Genomic DNA, 18,174 nt, shown 5'->3' with positions numbered 1-18,174 from the left:
GCGCCGGCACGCGATTGTGGCCGCGCACGCCGTGCGTGGCTTCACCCACTTGCGGCAAATTGAAGATGTATCGCTGCACGATGGTCATACCTTCCCTCCACGCATCAGCACGCGATTTTGGCTTCGGCCGCTGCGCTTAACTTCCTGCTGACGCAGGAAGTTAGCCTTCGCCGAAACCGTGTATTGCTGCGTTCCGGTCATACCTTCCCTCCGCGCATCAATACACGGTTTTCATAATCGATACGGAGCAGGATCGCCAACGCCACGCAGTTCATCAGGATCCCCGACCCGCCATAGCTCACCAGCGGCAGCGTCAGCCCCTTGGTCGGCAGCAGGCCCAGGTTCACGCCCATGTTGATAAAGGTCTGCCAGCCGATCCACACGCCGATGCCCTTGGCCACCAGTCCTGCAAAGGTGCGGTCGAGCTGCAGCGCGGTGCGTCCGATATTGAAGGCGCGGCGCACCAGCCAGTAGAACAGCACGATCACCACCAGCACGCCGATAAAGCCGAACTCCTCGCCGATCACCGCAAGGATGAAGTCGGTATGCGCCTCGGGCAGGTAATGCAGCTTCTCGATGCTGCCGCCCAGCCCGACCCCGGTCCATTCGCCACGGCCGAAGGCAATCAGCGAATGCGTCAGCTGGTAGGCCTTGCCCAGCGCGTTGCTCTCTTCCCACGGGCTCAGGTAGGCAAAAATCCGCTCGCGCCGCCACGGTGACGCCGTAATCAGCAGCGCGAACGCGCCCACCGCCACGCCGACCAGCCCGGCGAACAGCTTGCCGTTGATGCCGCCCAGGAACAGGATGCCCATCGCCACCGCCGCGATCACCAGGAACGCGCCCATATCGGGCTCGAGCAGCAGCAGCATGCCGACCACCACCACCGCCACGCCCATCGGCAGGAAGCCCTTGGCCAGGGTCTGCATCCACTCCTGCTTGCGCACGGTGTAGTTGGCGGCATACAGCACCACCGCCAGCTTCATCAGCTCGGACGGCTGGAAATTCATCACGCCCAGCGGGATCCATCGGCGCGCGCCGTTCACGCCCTTGCCGATGAACGGCACCAGCACGATCACCAGCAGGATCAGCGCAACGATAAAGAGCTTGGGCGCATAGCGGTCCCATACCTTCACCGGCACCTGGAACGCCACCAGCCCGACCGACAGCCCGATAAACAGCGCAAACGCATGCCGCACCAGGAAATGGCTTTCGCGATAGTTGGCGTAGCGCGGCGAATCCGGCAGCGCGATCGAGGCCGAAAAGACCATCACCAGGCCGAGCGCAAGCAGCACGATCGCGACCCACAGCAGGGGCTGGTCGTACTCCATCATGCGCGAGCGCGTGGGCTTGACGCCCGATACCGCGTCACGCAGGCCACCCCAGGCATTGCCGATGGTGGCGCCGATAAACCCGCTGCGCTTGACCTGTGGGTTGGTCTCAAGCTGGCTCATGGCAGGATCCCCCGGGACAGGGCCAGTTCTTCCACCGCGGCTCGGAATACCTCGGCGCGGTGCACGTAGTTGCGGAACATGTCGAGGCTGGCGCAGGCCGGCGACAGCAGCACGACGTCGCCGTGCTCGGCCAGCTCCGTGGCCTTGGCCACGGCCTCTTCCAGCGTGGCGGCATCGGCCAGGGTGGCGCCGCTGCCCTGCAGGGCATCGCGCAACTCACCCGCGGCGCGGCCGATCAACACCACGGCGCGCGCGTATTGCGCCACCGGCGTGGCCAGCGGAGAGAAATCCTGGCCCTTGCCTTCGCCGCCGGCGATCAGCACCACGCGCTTGTCCAGCCCGGACAGCGCGGCCACGGTTGCACCGACATTGGTGCCCTTGCTGTCGTCGAAATACTCGACGTCGTCGATAGTGGCGACCCACTCCACGCGGTGCGGCTCGCCGCGGTACTCGCGCAGGCCGTGCAGCAAAGCGTTCATCGGCAGGTCGATGGCACGGCACAGCGCCAGTGCTGCCATGGCGTTGGTGGCGTTGTGCATGCCGCGGATATGCAGCGCATCGGCGGGCATCAGGCGCTTATGGCGCACCGGCACGGCTCCCTCGGTGCTGTCCTGGCCCCCCGCGGCGACCTTGCGGCGGCGCGGCTTGCCCTCCCCTTCCGCTTCCGAGTCGGGCTCCGCCAGCACCAGCCAGGGCATTCCGCCCTCGCGCAGGATGCCGAAGCTGCCCGGCACTTCGGGCAGGTCGACACCGAAGGTCACCGGCTTGCGGCCCGGGCGCGCCATGTCCAGCGTCAGGCGGTCATTGCGGTTCAGCACCTGCACGCACTGGCTGTCGGCCGGCCCGAAGATGCGCGCCTTGGACGCGGCGTAGGCCTCCATCGAGCCGTGCCAGTCCAGGTGGTCCTGGGTCACGTTGAGCACGGTGGCCGCATGCGGCGCCAGCGTGTGCGTGGTTTCCAGCTGGAAGCTCGATAGCTCCAGCACCCAGACGTCCGGCAGCGTGGCCGAGGCGATGCATGCCGACAGCTTGTCCAGCGCCGACGGGCTGATATTGCCCGCCACCGCCACGGTCTTGCCCGCGCGTTCGATCAGCCGGCCAGTCAGCGCGGTGGTGGTGGTCTTGCCGTTGGTGCCGGTGATCGCCAGGATCTTCGGAGCGTAGCCCGACTCGTCTTCCAGGTGCTTCAGCGCGCGCGCAAACAGCTCGATCTCGCCCCACACCGGGATGCCGCGCGCCTGCGCCGCGGCCAGCAGGGCACCGGTGCCGGCGTCCAGCGGCGACAGGCCCGGGCTGATCGCCACCAGGCCGATATCGTCCAGCAGGCTTTCCGCGAACGGGCCGCCCACGAACTCGGCCGAGGTCAGCTCGGCCTGCAGGAAGACAAGGTTGGCGGGCGCCTCGCGCGTGTCGGCCACGCGCACCGCGCAGCCGTTCAGGCCACACCAGCGCGCCATGGCCAGCCCCGATTCGCCGAGGCCAAGTACCAGCACATGAGGTTTCTGCAGCTCGCCAAACACTTCGATTTCCTGCCTTTGGTTTCCTGTATCTATATAGAGAGCGCCGCGGTTCTCACCATCGGCGCAGCCATCAACGCAGCTTCAGCGTCGACAACCCGATCAGCACCAGCAGCATGGTGATGATCCAGAAGCGCACCGTGACCTGCGTTTCCTTCCAGCCGCCCAGCTCGAAATGGTGGTGCAGCGGCGCCATCCGGAACAGCCGCCTGCCCTCGCCATAACGGCGCTTGGTGATCTTGAACCACGTGACCTGCGCCATCACCGACAGCGTTTCCACCACGAAGATGCCGCCCATCACGAACAGCACGATCTCCTGGCGCACGATCACCGCCACCGTGCCCAGCGCGCCGCCCAGCGCCAGCGCGCCCACGTCGCCCATGAACACCTGCGCCGGGTGCGCGTTGAACCAGAGGAATGCCAGTCCCGCCCCGGCCAGCGCCGAGCAGAAAATCAGCAGCTCGCCCGCGCCCGGGATATGCGGGAACAGCAGGTACTTGCTGTAGACCGAGTTGCCCATCACGTAGGCAAACACGCCCAGCCCGCCGCCGACCAGCACCACCGGCATGATCACCAGCCCGTCCAGGCCGTCGGTCAGGTTCACGGCGTTGCTCGAGCCCACGATCACCAGGTAGGTCAGCACGATGAAGCCGGCCACGCCCAGCGGATAGCTGACTTCCTTGAAGAAGGGCACGATCAGGTTGGACTTGTACGGCATGTCGAGCGACAGCCCGCCCTCGACCCAGTTCAGGAACAGCTCCCAGACCCGCACGTTGCTGCTTTCGGACACCGAGAACGCCAGGTAGACCGCGGCCACCAGGCCGATCAGCGTCTGCCAGAAAAACTTTTCGCGGCTCGACATGCCGCGCGGGTCGCGGTAGACCACCTTGCGGTAGTCGTCGACCCAGCCGATGGCGCCGTAACCGAAGGTGACCAGCATCACCACCCAGATAAAGCGGTTGCCCCAGTCGCACCACAGCAGCGTCGAGACGGCGATCGACACCAGCACCAGCACGCCGCCCATGGTCGGTGTGCCGGCCTTGACCAGGTGCGTCTGCGGGCCGATGGTGCGCACCGCCTGGCCGACCTTCAGTTCGGTCAGCTTGCGGATCACCCACGGACCGAACGTCAGGCCGATCAGCAGCGCAGTGAGGTTGGCCATCACCGCGCGGAAAGTCAGGTAGTTGACGACCCGGAGGAAGCTGTAGTCGTTTTGCAGCCACTGGGCCAGAGCCAATAACATCGTGTTGTCTTCGTTAATGTGCGGAAGTGTCTGCGACCAGCGCAGCGACCATCCGTTCCATGCGCATGAAGCGCGATCCCTTCACCAGCACGGCGCCGGCTTGCGCCGCCATGCCCCCGCTGTCTTCCTCCAAGGCCTTTGCCAGGTCTTCCGCGCTGCCGAAATGGCGGCCGTTGGCGCCGAACGCCCGCACCGCGTGCACGGCCAGCTCACCGGTGGCCCACAACGTGTCGACGCCGCGCGCCTGCGCGTAGGCGCCGATCTCTTCGTGGAAAGCCGGCCCCTGGTCGCCGACCTCGCCCATGTCACCCAGCACCAGCACGCGCGGCGCGGCAAAGCCGGCCAGCACGTCGATGGCGGCGCGCATGGAATCGGGGTTGGCGTTGTAGGTGTCGTCGATGACCACCGTGCCGCCCGGCGTGTACTTCACCTGCAGCCGGCCCTTGACCGCCTGGAAGCCGGCCAGCCCCGCCTGGATCGCCGGCACGTGGACGCCCGCGGCCAGCGCGCAGGCGATCGCCGCGAGCGCATTGCGCACGTTGTGCTCGCCCAGCAGCGCAAGCCTGACTTCAAACGCATGGCCCGGCGCGCGCACCTGCATCACCTGCGCGCCGTCGATCAGCGCCATGGTGGCGTGCACATCCGCGCGCTGCGAGGTGCCGAACGACAGCGCCCGGCGCGCACCGGCGGCCTCGCGCCAGACCGGCGCATAGGCACCGCCGCTTTCCTCGTCGAGCGGGAACACCGCCACGCCGTCCGCCGGCAGCGCCGCGAGCGCTGCCGCGTGCTCGTGCGCCACGGCTTCCACGCTGACCATGAATTCCTGGTGCTCGCGCTGCGCGTTGGTGATGACCGCCACGGTGGGCTGGGCAATGCCAGCCAGGTAGACGGTCTCGCCCGGATGGTTCATGCCGAGCTCCAGCACCGCCAGCTTGTGCGTGGTGCGCAGGCGCAGCACCGTCAGCGGCAGGCCGATGTCGTTGTTCAGGTTGCCACCGGTGGCCAGGCGCTGGTCTTCGCCCACCGCCGCGGCGAAGATCGCCGCGATCATTTCCTTGACCGTGGTCTTGCCGTTGCTGCCGGTTACCGCCACCGCGGGCAGCGTGAACCGGCGGCGCCAGCCGGCGCCCAGCTCGCCCAGCGCGATGCGGGTGTCGGGGGCGACGATGGCTGGCACGCCAGCATCGACTTCACGGCTCACCAGCACGGCCGCGGCGCCCTTGGCCACCACGTCGGCGATGAAATCATGCGCATCGAAGCGCTCGCCCTTCAGCGCGACAAACAGGTCGCCGGGCCCGACGGCACGGCTGTCGGTCTGCACGCGCGAGAACGCAACGGCGCCGTCGCCGGAAACGCGCGCGCCGGCGATCCAGCCGGCGGCGTCCTGCAAGTTGGTCATGGTGGTCTGGCTCATGCCGATACTCCACGGGTGGCAAGCGCCAGGCGGACATGCTCGCGGTCGGAGAACGGGCGCTTGCGCCCTTGGATCTCCTGGGTGGCCTCGTGGCCCTTGCCTGCCACCAGCACCACGTCGGCCGGCGCCGCGTGCCGGATGGCGTAAAGGATGGCGGCGGCGCGGTCCTCGATCTGGCGGCCACGCGCGCGGTCCGCCATGCCGTCGGAGATCGCGTCCAGGATCTCCTGCGGATCCTCGCTGCGCGGGTTGTCGCTGGTCAGGATGACGTCGTCGGCCAGGCGCTCGGCGACTGCGCCCATCAGCGGGCGCTTGATCGGGTCGCGGTCGCCGCCGCAGCCGAACACGCACCACAGCCGGCCATGGCGCGCCTGCGCCACCGGGCGCAGAGCGGCCAGCGTCTGTTCCAGCGCGTCGGGGGTGTGGGCGTAGTCGACCACAGCAAGCGGACCCAGCGCGGCGTCGCTACCGTGGGCGCCGAACAGTTCCATGCGGCCCTCGACCGGCGTCAGCGCGCGCAACGCGGCCAGCGCCGCATCCCACGCCACGCCGTTGGCCAGCGCCGCGCCCAGCACCGCCAGCAGGTTGCTGACGTTGAAGGCGCCGATCATGGGCGTGGACATCTCGGCGCTGCCGAAGCTGCTGTCGATATGGAAAGCAGTGCCGTTGGGCGTGGCGCGCACGTTGGTGGCGCGCAGCCATTCGCCGCGCGGGCGGCGCACCGTGGCGGCGCCGGGGCCGTCGATGCCGTATTCGATCACGTGCGGCGCCGCGATGGCGGCCGCGTCCGCCGCCAGCAGCCGCTGGCCCATGGCGTCATCGCGGTTGACCACCGCGGTGCGCAGGCCGTCCCACTGGAACAGGCGCTCTTTGGCGGCCTCGTACTCGGCCATCGAGCCGTGGTAGTCGAGGTGGTCCTGCGTCAGGTTGGTCAGCACCGCCACCGAGAAATGCGTGCCGGCGACGCGCTCCTGCTCGAGGCCGTGCGAGGACACTTCCATCGCCACGGCCCGCGCGCCGGCATCGTGCAGCGCCGCCAGGCTGGCCTGCAGCTGAACCGCATCGGGCGTGGTGAAGCCGGTCGCTTGCAAGGCACCGGGGAAGCCGGTGCCGAGCGTGCCGACGGTCGCGCACGGCGTGCCCGCGGCCTGCAGCACGCGCGCCAGCCACTGGCTGCACGAGGTCTTGCCGTTGGTGCCGGTAATACCGGTCACGGCCAGGCCGCGCACCGGGTTGCCGTGCCAGCCGGCGGCGATCGGGCCGGCCAGTTGATGCAGGCTGCTGACCGCCAGATGCGGCACGACATCGCCAAACGGCCAGTCGAAGCCGTCGGCCTCATAGACGATGGCGCCGGCGCCGGCCGCGATGGCCTGCTGGATATAGGGCCGCCCGTCGGTGGCCAGGCGCTCGTTGCCGAGCACGTAGGCGAAGAACACGTCGCCGCGCGACAGCCGACGGCTATCGCCGGTCAGCTGCGCCGAAGCGGCCACGTTGGTACGCAGCCAGGCCAGCGCGTTGCTGGCCTGGGTGGTCACCTCGAGCGGGAGCAGGGGCTTGGCCGTCATTGGGTCGCGCTCCACGGTTCGCTTTCCGGCACCTTGTCGCTGACCACCAGCTGGCGGATCGGCGAATCGGGCTGGACATTCAGTGCGCGCAGCGTGCCGCCGGTGATGGCGGCGAACGCCGGGCCGGCCACCAGGCCGCCGTAGTGGCTGCCGGCGGTGGGCTCGTCGACGCTGACGGCGACGATGATGCGCGGGTTGGACATCGGCGCCAGGCCGATAAACGAGGCGCGGTACTTGCTGCGGTTATAGCCGCGGCCTTCGTGCTTGTAGGCGGTGCCGGTCTTGCCGCCGACGCGGTAGCCCATCACCTGCGCCTCGGGCGCGGTGCCGCCGGGCGCGGTCACGGTTTCCATCATGGCGCGCACGTCGCGCGCCACCTGCGGCGACAGGATGCGCTCGCCGGTGGCCGGACCATTGGTGCGGAACATGGTGACCGGGATCAGTTCCCCGTCGTGCGCGAAGATGGTGTAGGCATGCGCCATCTGGAACAACGACACCGACAGGCCGTAGCCGTACGACATGGTGGCCTGCTCGATCGGACGCCAGCTCTTGAACGGGCGCACGCGCCCCGCCACCGCGCCGGGGAAGCCGATCTTGGGCGCCTGGCCCAGGCCGATGCTGGTGTAAATATCCCACATCTCCTGCGGCTTCATCATCATCGCGATCTTGGTCGTGCCGATGTTGGACGACTTCTGTATCACGCCAGTGACGGTGAGCGCGCCGTAGTTGTGGGTGTCGGTGATGGTGGCGCCTTCGAACTGGTACTTGCCGGTGGTGGTGATCACCGTCGATGGCGTCACGCGCTTGAGCTGCAGCGCCAGCCCCACGGTGATCGGCTTCATCATCGAGCCGGGCTCGAAGGTGTCGGTCAGCACGCGGTTGCGCAGCTGCTCGCCGGACAGCCGGGTGCGGTCGTTGGGGTTGTAGGTGGGCCAGTTGGCCAGCGCCAGCACCTCGCCGGTCTGGGCGTCGAGCACCACCGCGCTGGCGGCCTTGGCCTTGTGCTTGTCGACCACGGCCTTGAGTTCGTTGTAGGCCAGGTACTGGATCTTGGCGTCGATCGACAGCTGGATGTCCTCGCCGTCGCGCGGGGTCTTCAGGATGCCGATGTCCTCGACCACGCGGCCGAGGCGGTCCTTGATCACCTGGCGTGCACCGGGGCGGCCGGCCAGCCCGGTCTCGCGCGCCAGCTCCACGCCTTCCTGGCCGCGGTCTTCCACGTTGGTGAAGCCCACGATATGCGCCATCGCCTCCCCTTCCGGGTAGAAACGCTTGTACTCGCGGGTCTGGTGGATGCCGTCGATCTTGAGCGCGGCGATCTTGTCGGCGACGTCGGGCAGCACCTGGCGCTTCAGGTAGACAAAGCCCTTGTCCTCCGACAGCTTCTTGCCGAGGTCCTTCTCGGACATGCCGAGCAGCCTGGCCAGCTGGCGGATCTTGGCCAGCTCGACCTGGTTGGGGACGTCTTCAGGGACCGCCCAGATCGCCTTGACCGGCAGGCTGGTGGCCAGCACCAGGCCGTTGCGGTCCAGGATCTTGCCGCGCGTGGCCGGCAGCTCCAGCGTGCGCTGGAAGCGCTTCTTGCCCTCGGCCTCATAGAACTGGTTGCCGGGGCCCTGGATCCATGCGGCGCGCAGCGCCAGCGCGACAAAGGCCGCGAACATCAGGAACACCACCAGCTTGGAGCGCCACATCGGCAGGCGCAGCCCCAGCACCGGGCTGGCCGAGAACTGGCCGCTGCGCGGGCGCGACGGGGTGCCGCTGCCGTTGCGGCCGGGCGGGTTGGGTCGGGCCATGCTCATTGGCGCGCCTCCGCCTCGCTAGCCGGCGCGGGCTGCGCCGGCGGCAGCACGATGCCCGACAGGTACTGGGTCTTGCCGGGGTTGGCCGGCGCCATCTTCAGCTGCGCGCGCGCCGCATCGGCGATGCGCGCGCTCTTGCCGAGCGAGCTCTGCTGGTACTGCAGGCGCGCCCAGTCGATGTCGAGCTGGCGTTCTTCCGCTTGCGCCCGCTCCAGCGCCACGAACAGCGTGCGCGCCTGGTGCTGCGCGCTCACCAGCGAGAGCGCGCACAGGATCAGCGCGGCCAGCAGGAAGAAGGTCAGGCGGTTCATGTGCGCGCGCCTCCGCCGGCCGGAGCCAGTTTCTCGGCCACGCGCATCACGGCCGAGCGCGCGCGCGGGTTGGCGGCGATCTCTTCGGCGCCGGGCTTGAAGCGTCCGAGCAGGCGCAGCGTGGGTTGCGGCAAGTCGGCCGCGCGCAGCGGTGCGCGGCGCAGGGCCGGGTCGGCATCCTGCTGGGGACGGGCGTGCGCCGCCATGAACCGCTTGACGATGCGGTCCTCCAGCGAATGGAAGCTGATCACCACCAGGCGTCCCCCTACCTGCAGCAGGTCATAAGCCGCCTTCAGCCCTCTTTCGAGGTCCTCAAGCTCTTGATTGACGTGAATCCGTAGAGCCTGAAAGGTGCGGGTCGCAGGGTCCTGGCCCTTCTCGCGTGTTTTGACGGCTTTCGCCACGAGCGCGGCAAGGTCGGCAGTAGTGGCGATGGGTCCGCCATCGCCGGGTTCGCGCCGGCGAGCAACAATCGCCTTTGCAATCTGTACAGCAAACCGTTCTTCCCCATAGTCTCGTATCACCCTGGCAATGTCCTGCTCATCCGCCTGCGCCAGCCACTGCGCGGCGGTGATGCCGCGCGTGGTGTCCATGCGCATGTCAAGCGGGCCCTCGAAACGAAAGGAAAACCCCCTCGCCGCCTCATCGATCTGGGGCGAGCTGATCCCCAGGTCGAGCAGCACGCCGGCCACGTGGCCGCGCCCGGCAAGGCGCTCTGCCATGTCCGCAAAGCTGGCGTGCTCAATGGAGAAGCGGGCATCCCCGATGGTGCCCGCTTCTGCGATTGCTGCTGGGTCCTTGTCGAATGCGACCAGGGCCCCGTCGGGCCCCAGCCGGGCCAGTACCGCCCGGCTGTGCCCTCCCCTGCCGAAGGTGCCGTCCACGTAGACGCCGTCCGGGCGCCAGACCAAGGCGTCGACGGCCTCGTCCAGCAGCACGGTGCGATGGCGCAGGGCGGGGGTTGCCGGCGTTCCGGTAGGACTCATGACCTCTTCAGAAAGAGAAATTTTTCAATGCTTCGGGCATGCCTTGCGCCATCGCCTGCTGTTCCTTGGCGGCGTAGGTCGCGGCATCCCACACTTCGAAATGGCTGCCCATGCCGAGCAGCATGACCTCTTTGTCGAGCATGGCGGCACTGCGCAGCTCCGGTGCGATCAGCACCCGGCCTGCGCCGTCCATTTCCACGTCGGCGGCGTTGCCCAGGAAGATGCGCTTCCACCAGTGCGCATCCATCGGCAGCGCTGCAATGCGCGTGCGGAAGGTTTCCCACTCGGGCCGTGGAAACAGCAGCAGGCAGCCATCCGGGTGCTTGGTCAGCGTCACCCGGCCCTCGGCCTGCTGTTGCAGCGCCTCGCGGTGCCTGGACGGAATGGACATCCGCCCCTTGGCATCCAGCGACAGCGCCGATGCTCCCTGAAACAAGCTCGCTCCCGGTCCCTGCCAGCTGCCGGTGACCCCTGGCGGCTGGCAATCGCGTGAATCCCTCTGTTTCCGACTGTGGCGAAATGATCCCACGGTCGGTTCGCAATTTCACACAAAAATACACTTCCTCACACTATTTCCCACTTTAGAGGAAGCGATTTGGGCGGTCAAGGCTCGCTGCAGGGCAGCAAACGAGATTTTTCGAATCAGAACAATGACTTAGCGCGCACACCTCACGCACCGTGAAAGTGAATCCTTAATGAAATGAAGATCTTAGGGAGGAAAGCAGAGAAACCACCTGAGAACTGCGGGAGGAGGACTGCCGGCGGCGGCGGGAACGACTGTCCCGCAGCCCGAGGGAAGGATACAACAATCGCCCGCCAGCACCGGAAAATCAAGGGCGCGCGGGCAACCGCGAGCGCGCGGCCATGAGGCCGGGCGCACGGACGCCGCGCTTCAGATGCGGTAGGCCGCGGTGGTCATCACGCGCGAGGCGCCGCGCATCAGCGCACGCACCGGCGCCGGCAGCGGGATGCCGCCGGCATCGCGGGCGGCATCGCCATGGCGGATCTCGTCGTCGCGCATCTGCTCAAGGATGGCGCGCGAGCGGCCGTCCGCTTCAGGCAGGCGGTCCAGGTGGCCGCCGAGATGATGCTCGACCTGGCGCTCGGTCTCGGCCACGAAGCCGAGGCTGATCTTGTCGCCAGCGCGGCCCGCGGCCCAGCCGATCGCGAACGCGCCCGCGTACCACAGCGGGTTGAGCAGGCTCGGGCGCGAGCCCAGTTCGCGCAGCCGCTCGGCGCACCAGGCCAGGTGGTCTTCTTCTTCGCGCGCGGCGGCATCCATCTGCGCGCGCACTGTCGCGTTGCGCGCGGTCAGTTTCTGCGCCTGGTACAGGGCCTGGGCGCAAACCTCGCCGACATGGTTGATGCGCATCAGCCCGGCTACGTGACGGCGCTCGTCCGCGCTCATCTGCTCGGTATCCGGCGCCAACTGGTCGGCCGGGTTGGCGCGCGCGGAGCGGGTTGCTCCGGCAATGGCGCGCAGTGCCACGTCGAATTCTTTGATCAGTGTGTCCATGTCGCGGATGCGGATTGATCTGCTTGCTCCCGAGGCCCTGCCATGGTGGGCTACGGCCCGCAACGGCCGCATCGGGATTACCCGCATTGTAGCTTGCCTCTAATTCGCGCCATCCCGCACCACGCCTTGCATTGATGCGGCCCGCTACTCAGAAACCCTGAGTTGTTAAAACCAGACAAGGGGGTTGCGCCCGACTGGTGAACGAAAAGTTGTTTGTTACAGTACTTCGCAACTTCTAAGGAAGTTTGACGCATGGGGGATGGAGACCAACAGGAGGTTCCCCCGGCCCGTCACCAATAATTCTTACAGTGGAGATCAACGAGCATGAAGAAATCGCTTCTGGCGCTGGCAGCGCTTGGCGCATTTGCTGGGGCGGCGCAGGCCCAATCGAGCGTCACGCTCTACGGTGTTGTGGATGCCAACATCGAGTACGTGAGCAACATGTCGAGCGTCATCCCGTCGTCCGCCAACGGCTTTGCCACCGGCCCGGCCGAAAACCTCTTCCGTATGTCGTCCGGCGGCCTGTCCGGCTCGCGCTGGGGTCTGCGCGGCGTGGAAGACCTCGGCAGCGGCCTGAAGGCGCTCTTCGTGATGGAAAGCGGTTTTGGCCTGGATGACGGGCGTTCGCAGCAGGGCGGCCGCCTGTTCGGTCGTCAAGCTTACGTCGGCCTGGAAAGCGCCCAGGTGGGCCGCGTCACCTTCGGCCGCCAGTACACCTCGCTGTTCGACATGATGGCCAACTTCTCACCGACCGGCTATGCCACCCAGTATGAACCGGTGGTGGCCCAGCTCGGCCTGAACTTCCGCTCGGACAACACCGCCAAGTACACCGGCAAGTTCGGCCCGGTGACCGCGGTCGCGCACTGGTCGTTCGGTAACGGCGTTGCCGGCGGCGGTGAAGTCCCCGGCCAGTTCCGCCGCGACACCGGCTACGGTGCCGGCGTGTCATGGGTAGCCGGCCCGTTCGGCATCAGCGGCGCCTATGACCAGTACAACCCGACCCTGAACGCCGCCGGCGGCACCGGCGAATTCAGGAAGGCCGCGGTCGCTGCCAGCTATGCCTTCGGTCCGGCCAAGCTGATGGCTGGCTATCGCTGGGGCATGAGCAAGCATGTGAACGACAATACGATCCTGAAGGACAACTACTACTGGGTCGGCGGCAACTACCAGGTCACGCCGGCACTGGGCCTGACGCTGGCCTACTACTACGACGACGTCAAGAACTTCAACCCGGCCGCCGCCACCACCAACGTCACCAACAACATCAAGAACCCCTGGCAGATTTCGTTCATCGCTGATTACAACCTGTCCAAGCGTACCGACGTGTACCTGACCGCGGCCTTCTCGAAGAACGCGGGCCTGAACTTCGACACCTCGGCCATCAGCTTCGCCAACGGTTACTTCCTGGGTACCGGCGAAGACAAGATGATTGGCGCCGCCGTCGGCATCCGCCACAAGTTCTAAGCAAATCCCGCTTGAACTGGAAAGGCACCTCCGGGTGCCTTTTTTCATTGGCTGGGCCGCGCACCCCAATACTCCATAGGGCATCACCTCATCGGCACCGCCTTGGGTGCCGACTAGAATGCACTGACCCCATGCCGGCGCAAGGCGCGGCGCACAACACCAGGAGACCACGCATGCAACCCAATCGCCGGCGCATCGTCGCGCTGCTGCTGTCCGCCAGCCTCGGTGCCCTCGCCGCGCCGGCGGCGCTGGCCGCGGATCCATATCCATCCAAGCCGATCCGGCTGGTGGTCCCATTCGCCGCCGGCGGCACCACCGATATCCTGGCCCGCGCCGTCGCCGCGGAGCTGGCCAAGCTGCCTGGCTGGAACGTGGTGGTGGACAACAAACCCGGCGCGGGCGGCAATATCGGTGCCGATATCGTCGCCAAGGCAGCGCCGGACGGCTATACGCTGCTGATGGGCACGGTCGGCACCCACGGCATCAACCAGTCGCTGTATGCCAAGCTGCCGTTCGACCCCATCAAGGACTTCGCGCCCATCACCGAAGTGGCGGCGGTGCCGAACGTGCTGGTGCTCAACCCGGCCTTCGCGCAGCAGAACAAGATCGACAGCGTCAAGGACCTGATCGCCTACGCGCGTGCCAACCCAGGCAAGCTGAACATGGCTTCCAGCGGCAACGGCACCTCGATCCACCTGGCTGGCGAGCTGTTCAAGACGCAGACCAAGACCTTCATGGTCCATTTCCCGTACAAGGGCAGCGGGCCGGCGCTGACCGACCTGACCGGCGGCACCATGCAGGTGATGTTCGACAACCTGCCCTCGTCGATGGCGCTGATCAAGGCCGGCAAGCTCAAGGCGCTGGCCGTGACCAGCGCCAAACCCTCGCCGGCACTGCCGGGCGTGCCGACCATCGCGCAGGCGGCTGGCCTGCCGCAGTACGAGGCCAGCTCCTGGTTCGGCATGCTGGCACCCGCCGGGACGCCGCCGGAAATCATCCACCGCATCCAACAGGAAGTGGCCAAGGCGCTCGGTGCGCCCGCGGTGCGCGAACGCCTGCAGGCACAGGGCGCCGAACCGGTCGGCAACACGCCGGAGCAGTTCGCCGCGCTGATCCGCGCCGAGACCACCAAATGGGCCAAGGTGGTCAAGGATTCGGGCGCCAAGGTCGATTGACGGCGGTTTGATCGCCGGCAGGGCGACCGTCCGCATCGCGCATATACTTGAGGCATAAAATGTTGGCTGCCGGCCCGATCCGGCAGCCGCTGGCGGCGTTCGCCGCACACCTGCGCACCCTGAAGATGCCAAACCTGTCTCCTGCCGCCGGCGCCGAGAACGCGCCGGTCGACCTTGAAACCCGTGCCGACCAGACCGAGCACGAAGACCTGCGGCTGTGGCTGCGGCTGCTGACCTGCACCAACCTGATCGAAGGCGACATCCGCTCGCGGCTGCGGCAGGAATTTGCCTGCACGCTGCCGCGCTTCGACCTGATGGCCCAGCTCGACCGCCACCCCGAAGGGCTGAAGATGGGCGAGCTGTCGCGCCGCATGATGGTCACGGGCGGCAATGTCACCGGCATCACCGACCAGCTGCAGCAGGAAGGGCTGGTCTCGCGCGAGGCGCTGCCCACCGACCGCCGCGCCTACCTGATCCGCCTGACGCCGGCCGGACGCGCGGCATTCTCGCGCATGGCGCGTGCGCATGAGGATTGGATCGGGCAACTGTTTTCGGGGCTGGCCGAAACCGACCGGCGCGCGCTGTTCCGACTACTCGGCAGGCTAAAGAACGGCCTGATCTCGCCATGAAGACGCTACCCTACCTCACGCTGTGCGGCCTGCTGCCGCTCCTGGCCGCGTGCAGCAGCACGCCGCAACCACCGCAGGTGACCCCGGTGAACGCCACCATCAAGCTCGGCCGCGTGACCGAGAAGACATTCCTGACGCGGATGGACGTCGCGCAGGCGCCCTACTACGGCAGCGGCACCAGCGTCGGCGTAGGTGCGGCGGGCGGTGGCGGAGGCGGCGGGGTGGGCGTCGGCTTTGCCTTCGACCTGAGCCGGCTGTTCAATCGCCCGGCGCCGGTGCAGCAGGTCGACCTGTTCCAGTACAAGGTGCGGACCATGGAAGGCGCGCTCGTATCGGCCAATGCGCCGGCGATACCGGGGCTGGAGCCAGGAGCGTGCGTGCGGGTGATCTATCTCGATGGGAGCACGGATCCGAGGCTTGCGCCGTCGAACGAATGCTGAGCCGCTGAACGCGGCAAGACAAACGGCCTCCGTTGCGGAGGCCGTTCTCGATTGCGCAAAAGCTGGCGCTCAGGCCGCCTTGCGGCTATCGCGCAGTTCGCGGCGCAGGATCTTGCCGACGTTGGTCTTGGGCAGCTCGGTGCGAAACTCCACGTACTTCGGCCGCTTGTAGCCGGTCAGCCGCTCTTTGCAGAACTCGATCACGTCCGCCTCGGTCAGCGCCGGGTCTTTCTTGACCACGAACAGCTTGACCACCTCGCCCGAGTGCGTGTCGGGCACGCCCACCGCGGCCACCTCCAGCACGCCCGGGCACTCGGCCACCACGCCTTCGACTTCATTCGGGTACACGTTGAAGCCCGACACCAGGATCATGTCTTTCTTGCGGTCGACGATCTTGGTGTAGCCGCGCTCGTCCATCACGCCGATATCGCCGGTCTTGAAGAAGCCATCAGGGGTCATGACCTTGGCGGTCTCGTCCGGCCGGTTCCAGTAGCCCTCCATTACCTGCGGACCGCGGATGCAGATCTCGCCTGGCTGGCCCAGCGGCAGGTCCTTGCCGTCGTCGTCGCGGATCACCACTTCGGTCGACGGCAGCGGCATGCCGATGGTGCCGGAAAACGCATTGCTGTCGGTCGGGTTGCAGGTGGCCGACGGCGAGGTCTCGGACAGACCGTAGCCTTCGATGATCGGGCAGCCGGTCTGGTCCAGCCACTTCTTGGCCACCGCTTCCTGCACCGCCATGCCGCCGCCGTTGGCCACGCGCAGGCCGGAGAAATCGACCTTGGCGATTTCCGGGTTATTGATCAGCGCGTTGTACAGCGTGTTGACCGCCGGGAACATATGGAACTTGTACTTCTGCAATTCCTTGATAAAGCCCGGGATATCGCGCGGATTGGGGATCAGCACGCTCATGCCGCCGCTGCGCATCCCCAGCAGGCAGCAGACCGTCAGCGCGAAGATGTGGTACAGCGGCAGCGCGGTAATGGTGACGACCTGGTCGATATGGCCACCCTTGGCCAGCGCCGGCTGCATCCAGGCCTCGGACTGCAGCACATTGGCAACCACGTTACGGTGCAGCAGCACTGCGCCCTTGCTCACGCCGGTGGTGCCGCCGGTGTATTGCAGGAAGGCGATATCGTCAGGTCCGCTGGTCGCCGGCTGCAGCGTGAGCTTGCTGCCCTCGGCCAGCACACTGTTGAAGCGCACGCAGTTGGGCAGTTCCCACGCCGGCACCATCTTCTTGACGTTGCGCACGACAAAATTGACGATCGCGCCCTTCAGTCCGCCGAGCATGTCGCCCATGGTGGCGACCACCACGTGCTTGACCGGCGTGCGGGCCAGCACCTGCTGCAGCGTGGCGGCAAAGTTCTCCAGGATGACAATGGCCTCGGCGCCGCTGTCCTTGAGCTGGTGCTCAAGCTCGCGCGGCGTGTAAAGCGGATTGACATTGACCACGACGAAGCCGGCGCGCAGCACCGCGGCCAGCACCACCGGATACTGCAGCACGTTCGGCATCATGATTGCCACGCGCGCGCCCGGACGCAGCCCGCGCGACTGCAGCCACGCGGCGAAGCGCGATGACATCTGGTCTAGTTCGCCATAGGTGATGGCCTTGTCCATGCAGACGAAGGCCTTGCGATCGGCATAGGTGCGGAATGACGCTTCGAGCAGCTGGGCAAGCGTACGAAACTGGCTGGCATCGATCTCGGCGGGGACGCCGGCTGGGTAGTGTTTCAGCCAAATTCTTTCCATAGCGCCGTCTCCTGAATTTGTGAATGGTCGTTCGATTTTGCCGAGATACTAAACGCGCGCCCCGGTTGAAACAACAACTTAGACGAAGTCCTCGAGGCCATCGCACGGGGCAATGCGCCCCTGACGGGCATTATGCGCCACCGGCGCCGCGGTGGCAGCGGGATAACCCCTAGGACGGTGGGCTTAGCCGCCGCTGGGCAGCACCAGCTTCATCATGTTGGTGGCGAGTTCGTGCGCAAGCGCCTCGTCATCCATGCGGCCAGGCTGGTGCCACGTGTACATGAAGCCGACCACGCTGCCGATTGCATGCGCCGTCACGCGCGCATCGCCAAAGGCAAACACGCCCTCACGCCTGCCCTCTTCCAGCAACGCATACAGGTCGCGGTAGAAGCCGCGCGCCATGCTGTCGAGCCAGGCCACGGTATCGGGACGCAGGTACTGGTTGTCGCGAAAGCTGAGCGTCGCCGGCACGTGGCAGGCGACACAGCGGCGCGCCATCTCGAGCAGGCAGGCATGCAGGCGCTCGCGCACTGGCAGCACAGGGTCGGCGGTCTCCCGGATCACGGGCAGGCAGGTCTGCGCCGACTCGCGGCACAGGATGTCGAAAATCTCGTACTTGTCGGTGAAGTAGTAGTAGACCGCCGGCTTGGTCACGCCCAGCGCGCGGCACAAGTCGTTCATGGTCATGCCGGGATAGCCCTTGGTATAGAAGAGCTGCGCGGCGGTATCGAGGATCTGGCGGCGGCGCGCTTCCTGGCGCTCGGCGACATGCAGGCGCGCCGGCACGGGCTCGGGTGCTACGTCTGACGGGGCGGGTCTCTGTACGGTCGACATGATCGCAATTCTCGCATGGCGGAATGGGGCAACCATCCGTCACATTGACGCAAGCGCGGGATCGCCATAGCATCT

The 18,174-nt window shown here is 66.9% G+C and carries 16 protein-coding genes; 4 read left to right on the top strand and 12 right to left on the bottom strand.

Annotated features, from left to right (window positions below):
- Positions 1 to 197: 197 nt before the first annotated feature.
- The 10 genes from ftsW to coq7 all read right to left on the bottom strand — a co-directional run bounded on the left by ftsW (position 198) and on the right by coq7 (position 11,805).
- Positions 198 to 1,451, bottom strand: a complete 1,254-nt coding sequence (gene ftsW / locus ACIP1U_RS29675) for a putative lipid II flippase FtsW (RefSeq protein WP_400322708.1) — start codon at positions 1,449 to 1,451, stop codon at positions 198 to 200.
- Positions 1,448 to 2,971, bottom strand: a complete 1,524-nt coding sequence (gene murD, locus ACIP1U_RS29670) for a UDP-N-acetylmuramoyl-L-alanine--D-glutamate ligase (RefSeq protein ID WP_400322706.1) — start codon at positions 2,969 to 2,971, stop codon at positions 1,448 to 1,450. The genes ftsW and murD overlap by 4 nt, the downstream gene beginning before the upstream one ends.
- 70 nt (positions 2,972 to 3,041) lie before the next feature.
- Positions 3,042 to 4,211 carry a phospho-N-acetylmuramoyl-pentapeptide-transferase gene (gene mraY, locus ACIP1U_RS29665; protein ID WP_400322704.1) on the bottom strand — a complete coding sequence of 390 codons (1,170 nt, stop codon included), beginning with the start codon at positions 4,209 to 4,211 and terminating at the stop codon, positions 3,042 to 3,044.
- A gap of 13 nt (positions 4,212 to 4,224) precedes the next feature.
- The gene (gene murF, locus ACIP1U_RS29660) at positions 4,225 to 5,625 is read right to left on the bottom strand and encodes a UDP-N-acetylmuramoyl-tripeptide--D-alanyl-D-alanine ligase (protein ID WP_400322703.1); all 1,401 of its coding nucleotides are present in this window, start codon (positions 5,623 to 5,625) and stop codon (positions 4,225 to 4,227) included.
- The gene (locus ACIP1U_RS29655; RefSeq protein WP_400322701.1) at positions 5,622 to 7,190 is read right to left on the bottom strand and encodes a UDP-N-acetylmuramoyl-L-alanyl-D-glutamate--2,6-diaminopimelate ligase; all 1,569 of its coding nucleotides are present in this window, start codon (positions 7,188 to 7,190) and stop codon (positions 5,622 to 5,624) included. Before ACIP1U_RS29655 ends, murF begins: the two co-directional genes overlap by 4 nt.
- On the bottom strand, positions 7,187 to 8,992 hold the full coding sequence (locus tag ACIP1U_RS29650; protein WP_400322699.1) for a peptidoglycan D,D-transpeptidase FtsI family protein: 1,806 nt from the start codon (positions 8,990 to 8,992) through the stop codon (positions 7,187 to 7,189). The genes ACIP1U_RS29655 and ACIP1U_RS29650 overlap by 4 nt, the downstream gene beginning before the upstream one ends.
- Positions 8,989 to 9,303: a cell division protein FtsL gene (gene ftsL / locus ACIP1U_RS29645; RefSeq protein ID WP_063241536.1), complete on the bottom strand. Its 315-nt coding sequence runs from the start codon at positions 9,301 to 9,303 to the stop codon at positions 8,989 to 8,991. The genes ACIP1U_RS29650 and ftsL overlap by 4 nt, the downstream gene beginning before the upstream one ends.
- A complete protein-coding gene (gene rsmH / locus ACIP1U_RS29640; RefSeq protein WP_400322697.1) occupies positions 9,300 to 10,289 on the bottom strand; it encodes a 16S rRNA (cytosine(1402)-N(4))-methyltransferase RsmH in 990 nt (329 codons plus the stop codon). The genes ftsL and rsmH overlap by 4 nt, the downstream gene beginning before the upstream one ends.
- Positions 10,290 to 10,296: 7 nt before the next feature.
- Positions 10,297 to 10,725, bottom strand: coding sequence for a division/cell wall cluster transcriptional repressor MraZ (mraZ, locus tag ACIP1U_RS29635; RefSeq protein WP_010814778.1), 429 nt, complete (start codon positions 10,723 to 10,725; stop codon positions 10,297 to 10,299).
- Between the two features lie 456 nt (positions 10,726 to 11,181).
- Positions 11,182 to 11,805 carry a 2-polyprenyl-3-methyl-6-methoxy-1,4-benzoquinone monooxygenase gene (coq7, locus tag ACIP1U_RS29630; RefSeq protein ID WP_400322695.1) on the bottom strand — a complete coding sequence of 208 codons (624 nt, stop codon included), beginning with the start codon at positions 11,803 to 11,805 and terminating at the stop codon, positions 11,182 to 11,184.
- A gap of 324 nt (positions 11,806 to 12,129) precedes the next feature.
- Here coq7 and ACIP1U_RS29625 point away from each other — a divergent pair, with 324 nt between their 5' ends.
- The 4 genes from ACIP1U_RS29625 to ACIP1U_RS29610 all read left to right on the top strand — a co-directional run bounded on the left by ACIP1U_RS29625 (position 12,130) and on the right by ACIP1U_RS29610 (position 15,513).
- Positions 12,130 to 13,269: a porin gene (locus ACIP1U_RS29625; RefSeq protein WP_400322693.1), complete on the top strand. Its 1,140-nt coding sequence runs from the start codon at positions 12,130 to 12,132 to the stop codon at positions 13,267 to 13,269.
- Between the two features lie 173 nt (positions 13,270 to 13,442).
- The gene (locus ACIP1U_RS29620; RefSeq protein WP_400322691.1) at positions 13,443 to 14,444 is read left to right on the top strand and encodes a tripartite tricarboxylate transporter substrate binding protein; all 1,002 of its coding nucleotides are present in this window, start codon (positions 13,443 to 13,445) and stop codon (positions 14,442 to 14,444) included.
- A gap of 125 nt (positions 14,445 to 14,569) precedes the next feature.
- Positions 14,570 to 15,073 (top strand): MarR family winged helix-turn-helix transcriptional regulator, encoded by a 504-nt coding sequence (locus ACIP1U_RS29615; protein WP_133097983.1) that lies wholly within the window; start codon positions 14,570 to 14,572, stop codon positions 15,071 to 15,073.
- Complete coding sequence (locus tag ACIP1U_RS29610) at positions 15,070 to 15,513, top strand: hypothetical protein (RefSeq protein WP_400322689.1); 444 nt, start codon at positions 15,070 to 15,072, stop codon at positions 15,511 to 15,513. Before ACIP1U_RS29615 ends, ACIP1U_RS29610 begins: the two co-directional genes overlap by 4 nt.
- A 69-nt stretch (positions 15,514 to 15,582) precedes the next feature.
- Here the strand turns inward: ACIP1U_RS29610 and ACIP1U_RS29605 are convergent, their stop codons facing one another.
- Positions 15,583 to 17,265: a long-chain fatty acid--CoA ligase gene (locus ACIP1U_RS29605; RefSeq protein ID WP_400322687.1), complete on the bottom strand. Its 1,683-nt coding sequence runs from the start codon at positions 17,263 to 17,265 to the stop codon at positions 15,583 to 15,585.
- A gap of 183 nt (positions 17,266 to 17,448) precedes the next feature.
- Positions 17,449 to 18,099: a TetR/AcrR family transcriptional regulator gene (locus tag ACIP1U_RS29600; RefSeq protein WP_400322685.1), complete on the bottom strand. Its 651-nt coding sequence runs from the start codon at positions 18,097 to 18,099 to the stop codon at positions 17,449 to 17,451.
- Positions 18,100 to 18,174 lie beyond the last annotated feature (75 nt).

Source organism: Cupriavidus sp. NPDC089707, assembly GCF_044748965.1.
Taxonomy (GTDB): Bacteria; Pseudomonadota; Gammaproteobacteria; order Burkholderiales; family Burkholderiaceae; genus Cupriavidus.
This window is presented reverse-complemented; position numbering and strand designations above follow the sequence as displayed.

Excerpts from the sequence above, each read along its gene's own strand:
- ftsW (WP_400322708.1), bottom strand. The coding sequence starts at position 1,451 with ATGAGCCAGCTTGAGACCAACCCACAGGTCAAGCGCAGCGGGTTTATC.
- mraY (WP_400322704.1), bottom strand. The coding sequence starts at position 4,211 with ATGTTATTGGCTCTGGCCCAGTGGCTGCAAAACGACTACAGCTTCCTC.
- murF (WP_400322703.1), bottom strand. The coding sequence starts at position 5,625 with ATGAGCCAGACCACCATGACCAACTTGCAGGACGCCGCCGGCTGGATC.
- ACIP1U_RS29655 (WP_400322701.1), bottom strand. The coding sequence starts at position 7,190 with ATGACGGCCAAGCCCCTGCTCCCGCTCGAGGTGACCACCCAGGCCAGC.
- ACIP1U_RS29650 (WP_400322699.1), bottom strand. The coding sequence starts at position 8,992 with ATGAGCATGGCCCGACCCAACCCGCCCGGCCGCAACGGCAGCGGCACC.
- ftsL (WP_063241536.1), bottom strand. The coding sequence starts at position 9,303 with ATGAACCGCCTGACCTTCTTCCTGCTGGCCGCGCTGATCCTGTGCGCG.
- rsmH (WP_400322697.1), bottom strand. The coding sequence starts at position 10,289 with ATGAGTCCTACCGGAACGCCGGCAACCCCCGCCCTGCGCCATCGCACC.
- coq7 (WP_400322695.1), bottom strand. The coding sequence starts at position 11,805 with ATGGACACACTGATCAAAGAATTCGACGTGGCACTGCGCGCCATTGCC.
- ACIP1U_RS29625 (WP_400322693.1), top strand. The coding sequence starts at position 12,130 with ATGAAGAAATCGCTTCTGGCGCTGGCAGCGCTTGGCGCATTTGCTGGG.
- ACIP1U_RS29620 (WP_400322691.1), top strand. The coding sequence starts at position 13,443 with ATGCAACCCAATCGCCGGCGCATCGTCGCGCTGCTGCTGTCCGCCAGC.
- ACIP1U_RS29615 (WP_133097983.1), top strand. The coding sequence starts at position 14,570 with ATGCCAAACCTGTCTCCTGCCGCCGGCGCCGAGAACGCGCCGGTCGAC.
- ACIP1U_RS29610 (WP_400322689.1), top strand. The coding sequence starts at position 15,070 with ATGAAGACGCTACCCTACCTCACGCTGTGCGGCCTGCTGCCGCTCCTG.
- ACIP1U_RS29605 (WP_400322687.1), bottom strand. The coding sequence starts at position 17,265 with ATGGAAAGAATTTGGCTGAAACACTACCCAGCCGGCGTCCCCGCCGAG.
- ACIP1U_RS29600 (WP_400322685.1), bottom strand. The coding sequence starts at position 18,099 with ATGTCGACCGTACAGAGACCCGCCCCGTCAGACGTAGCACCCGAGCCC.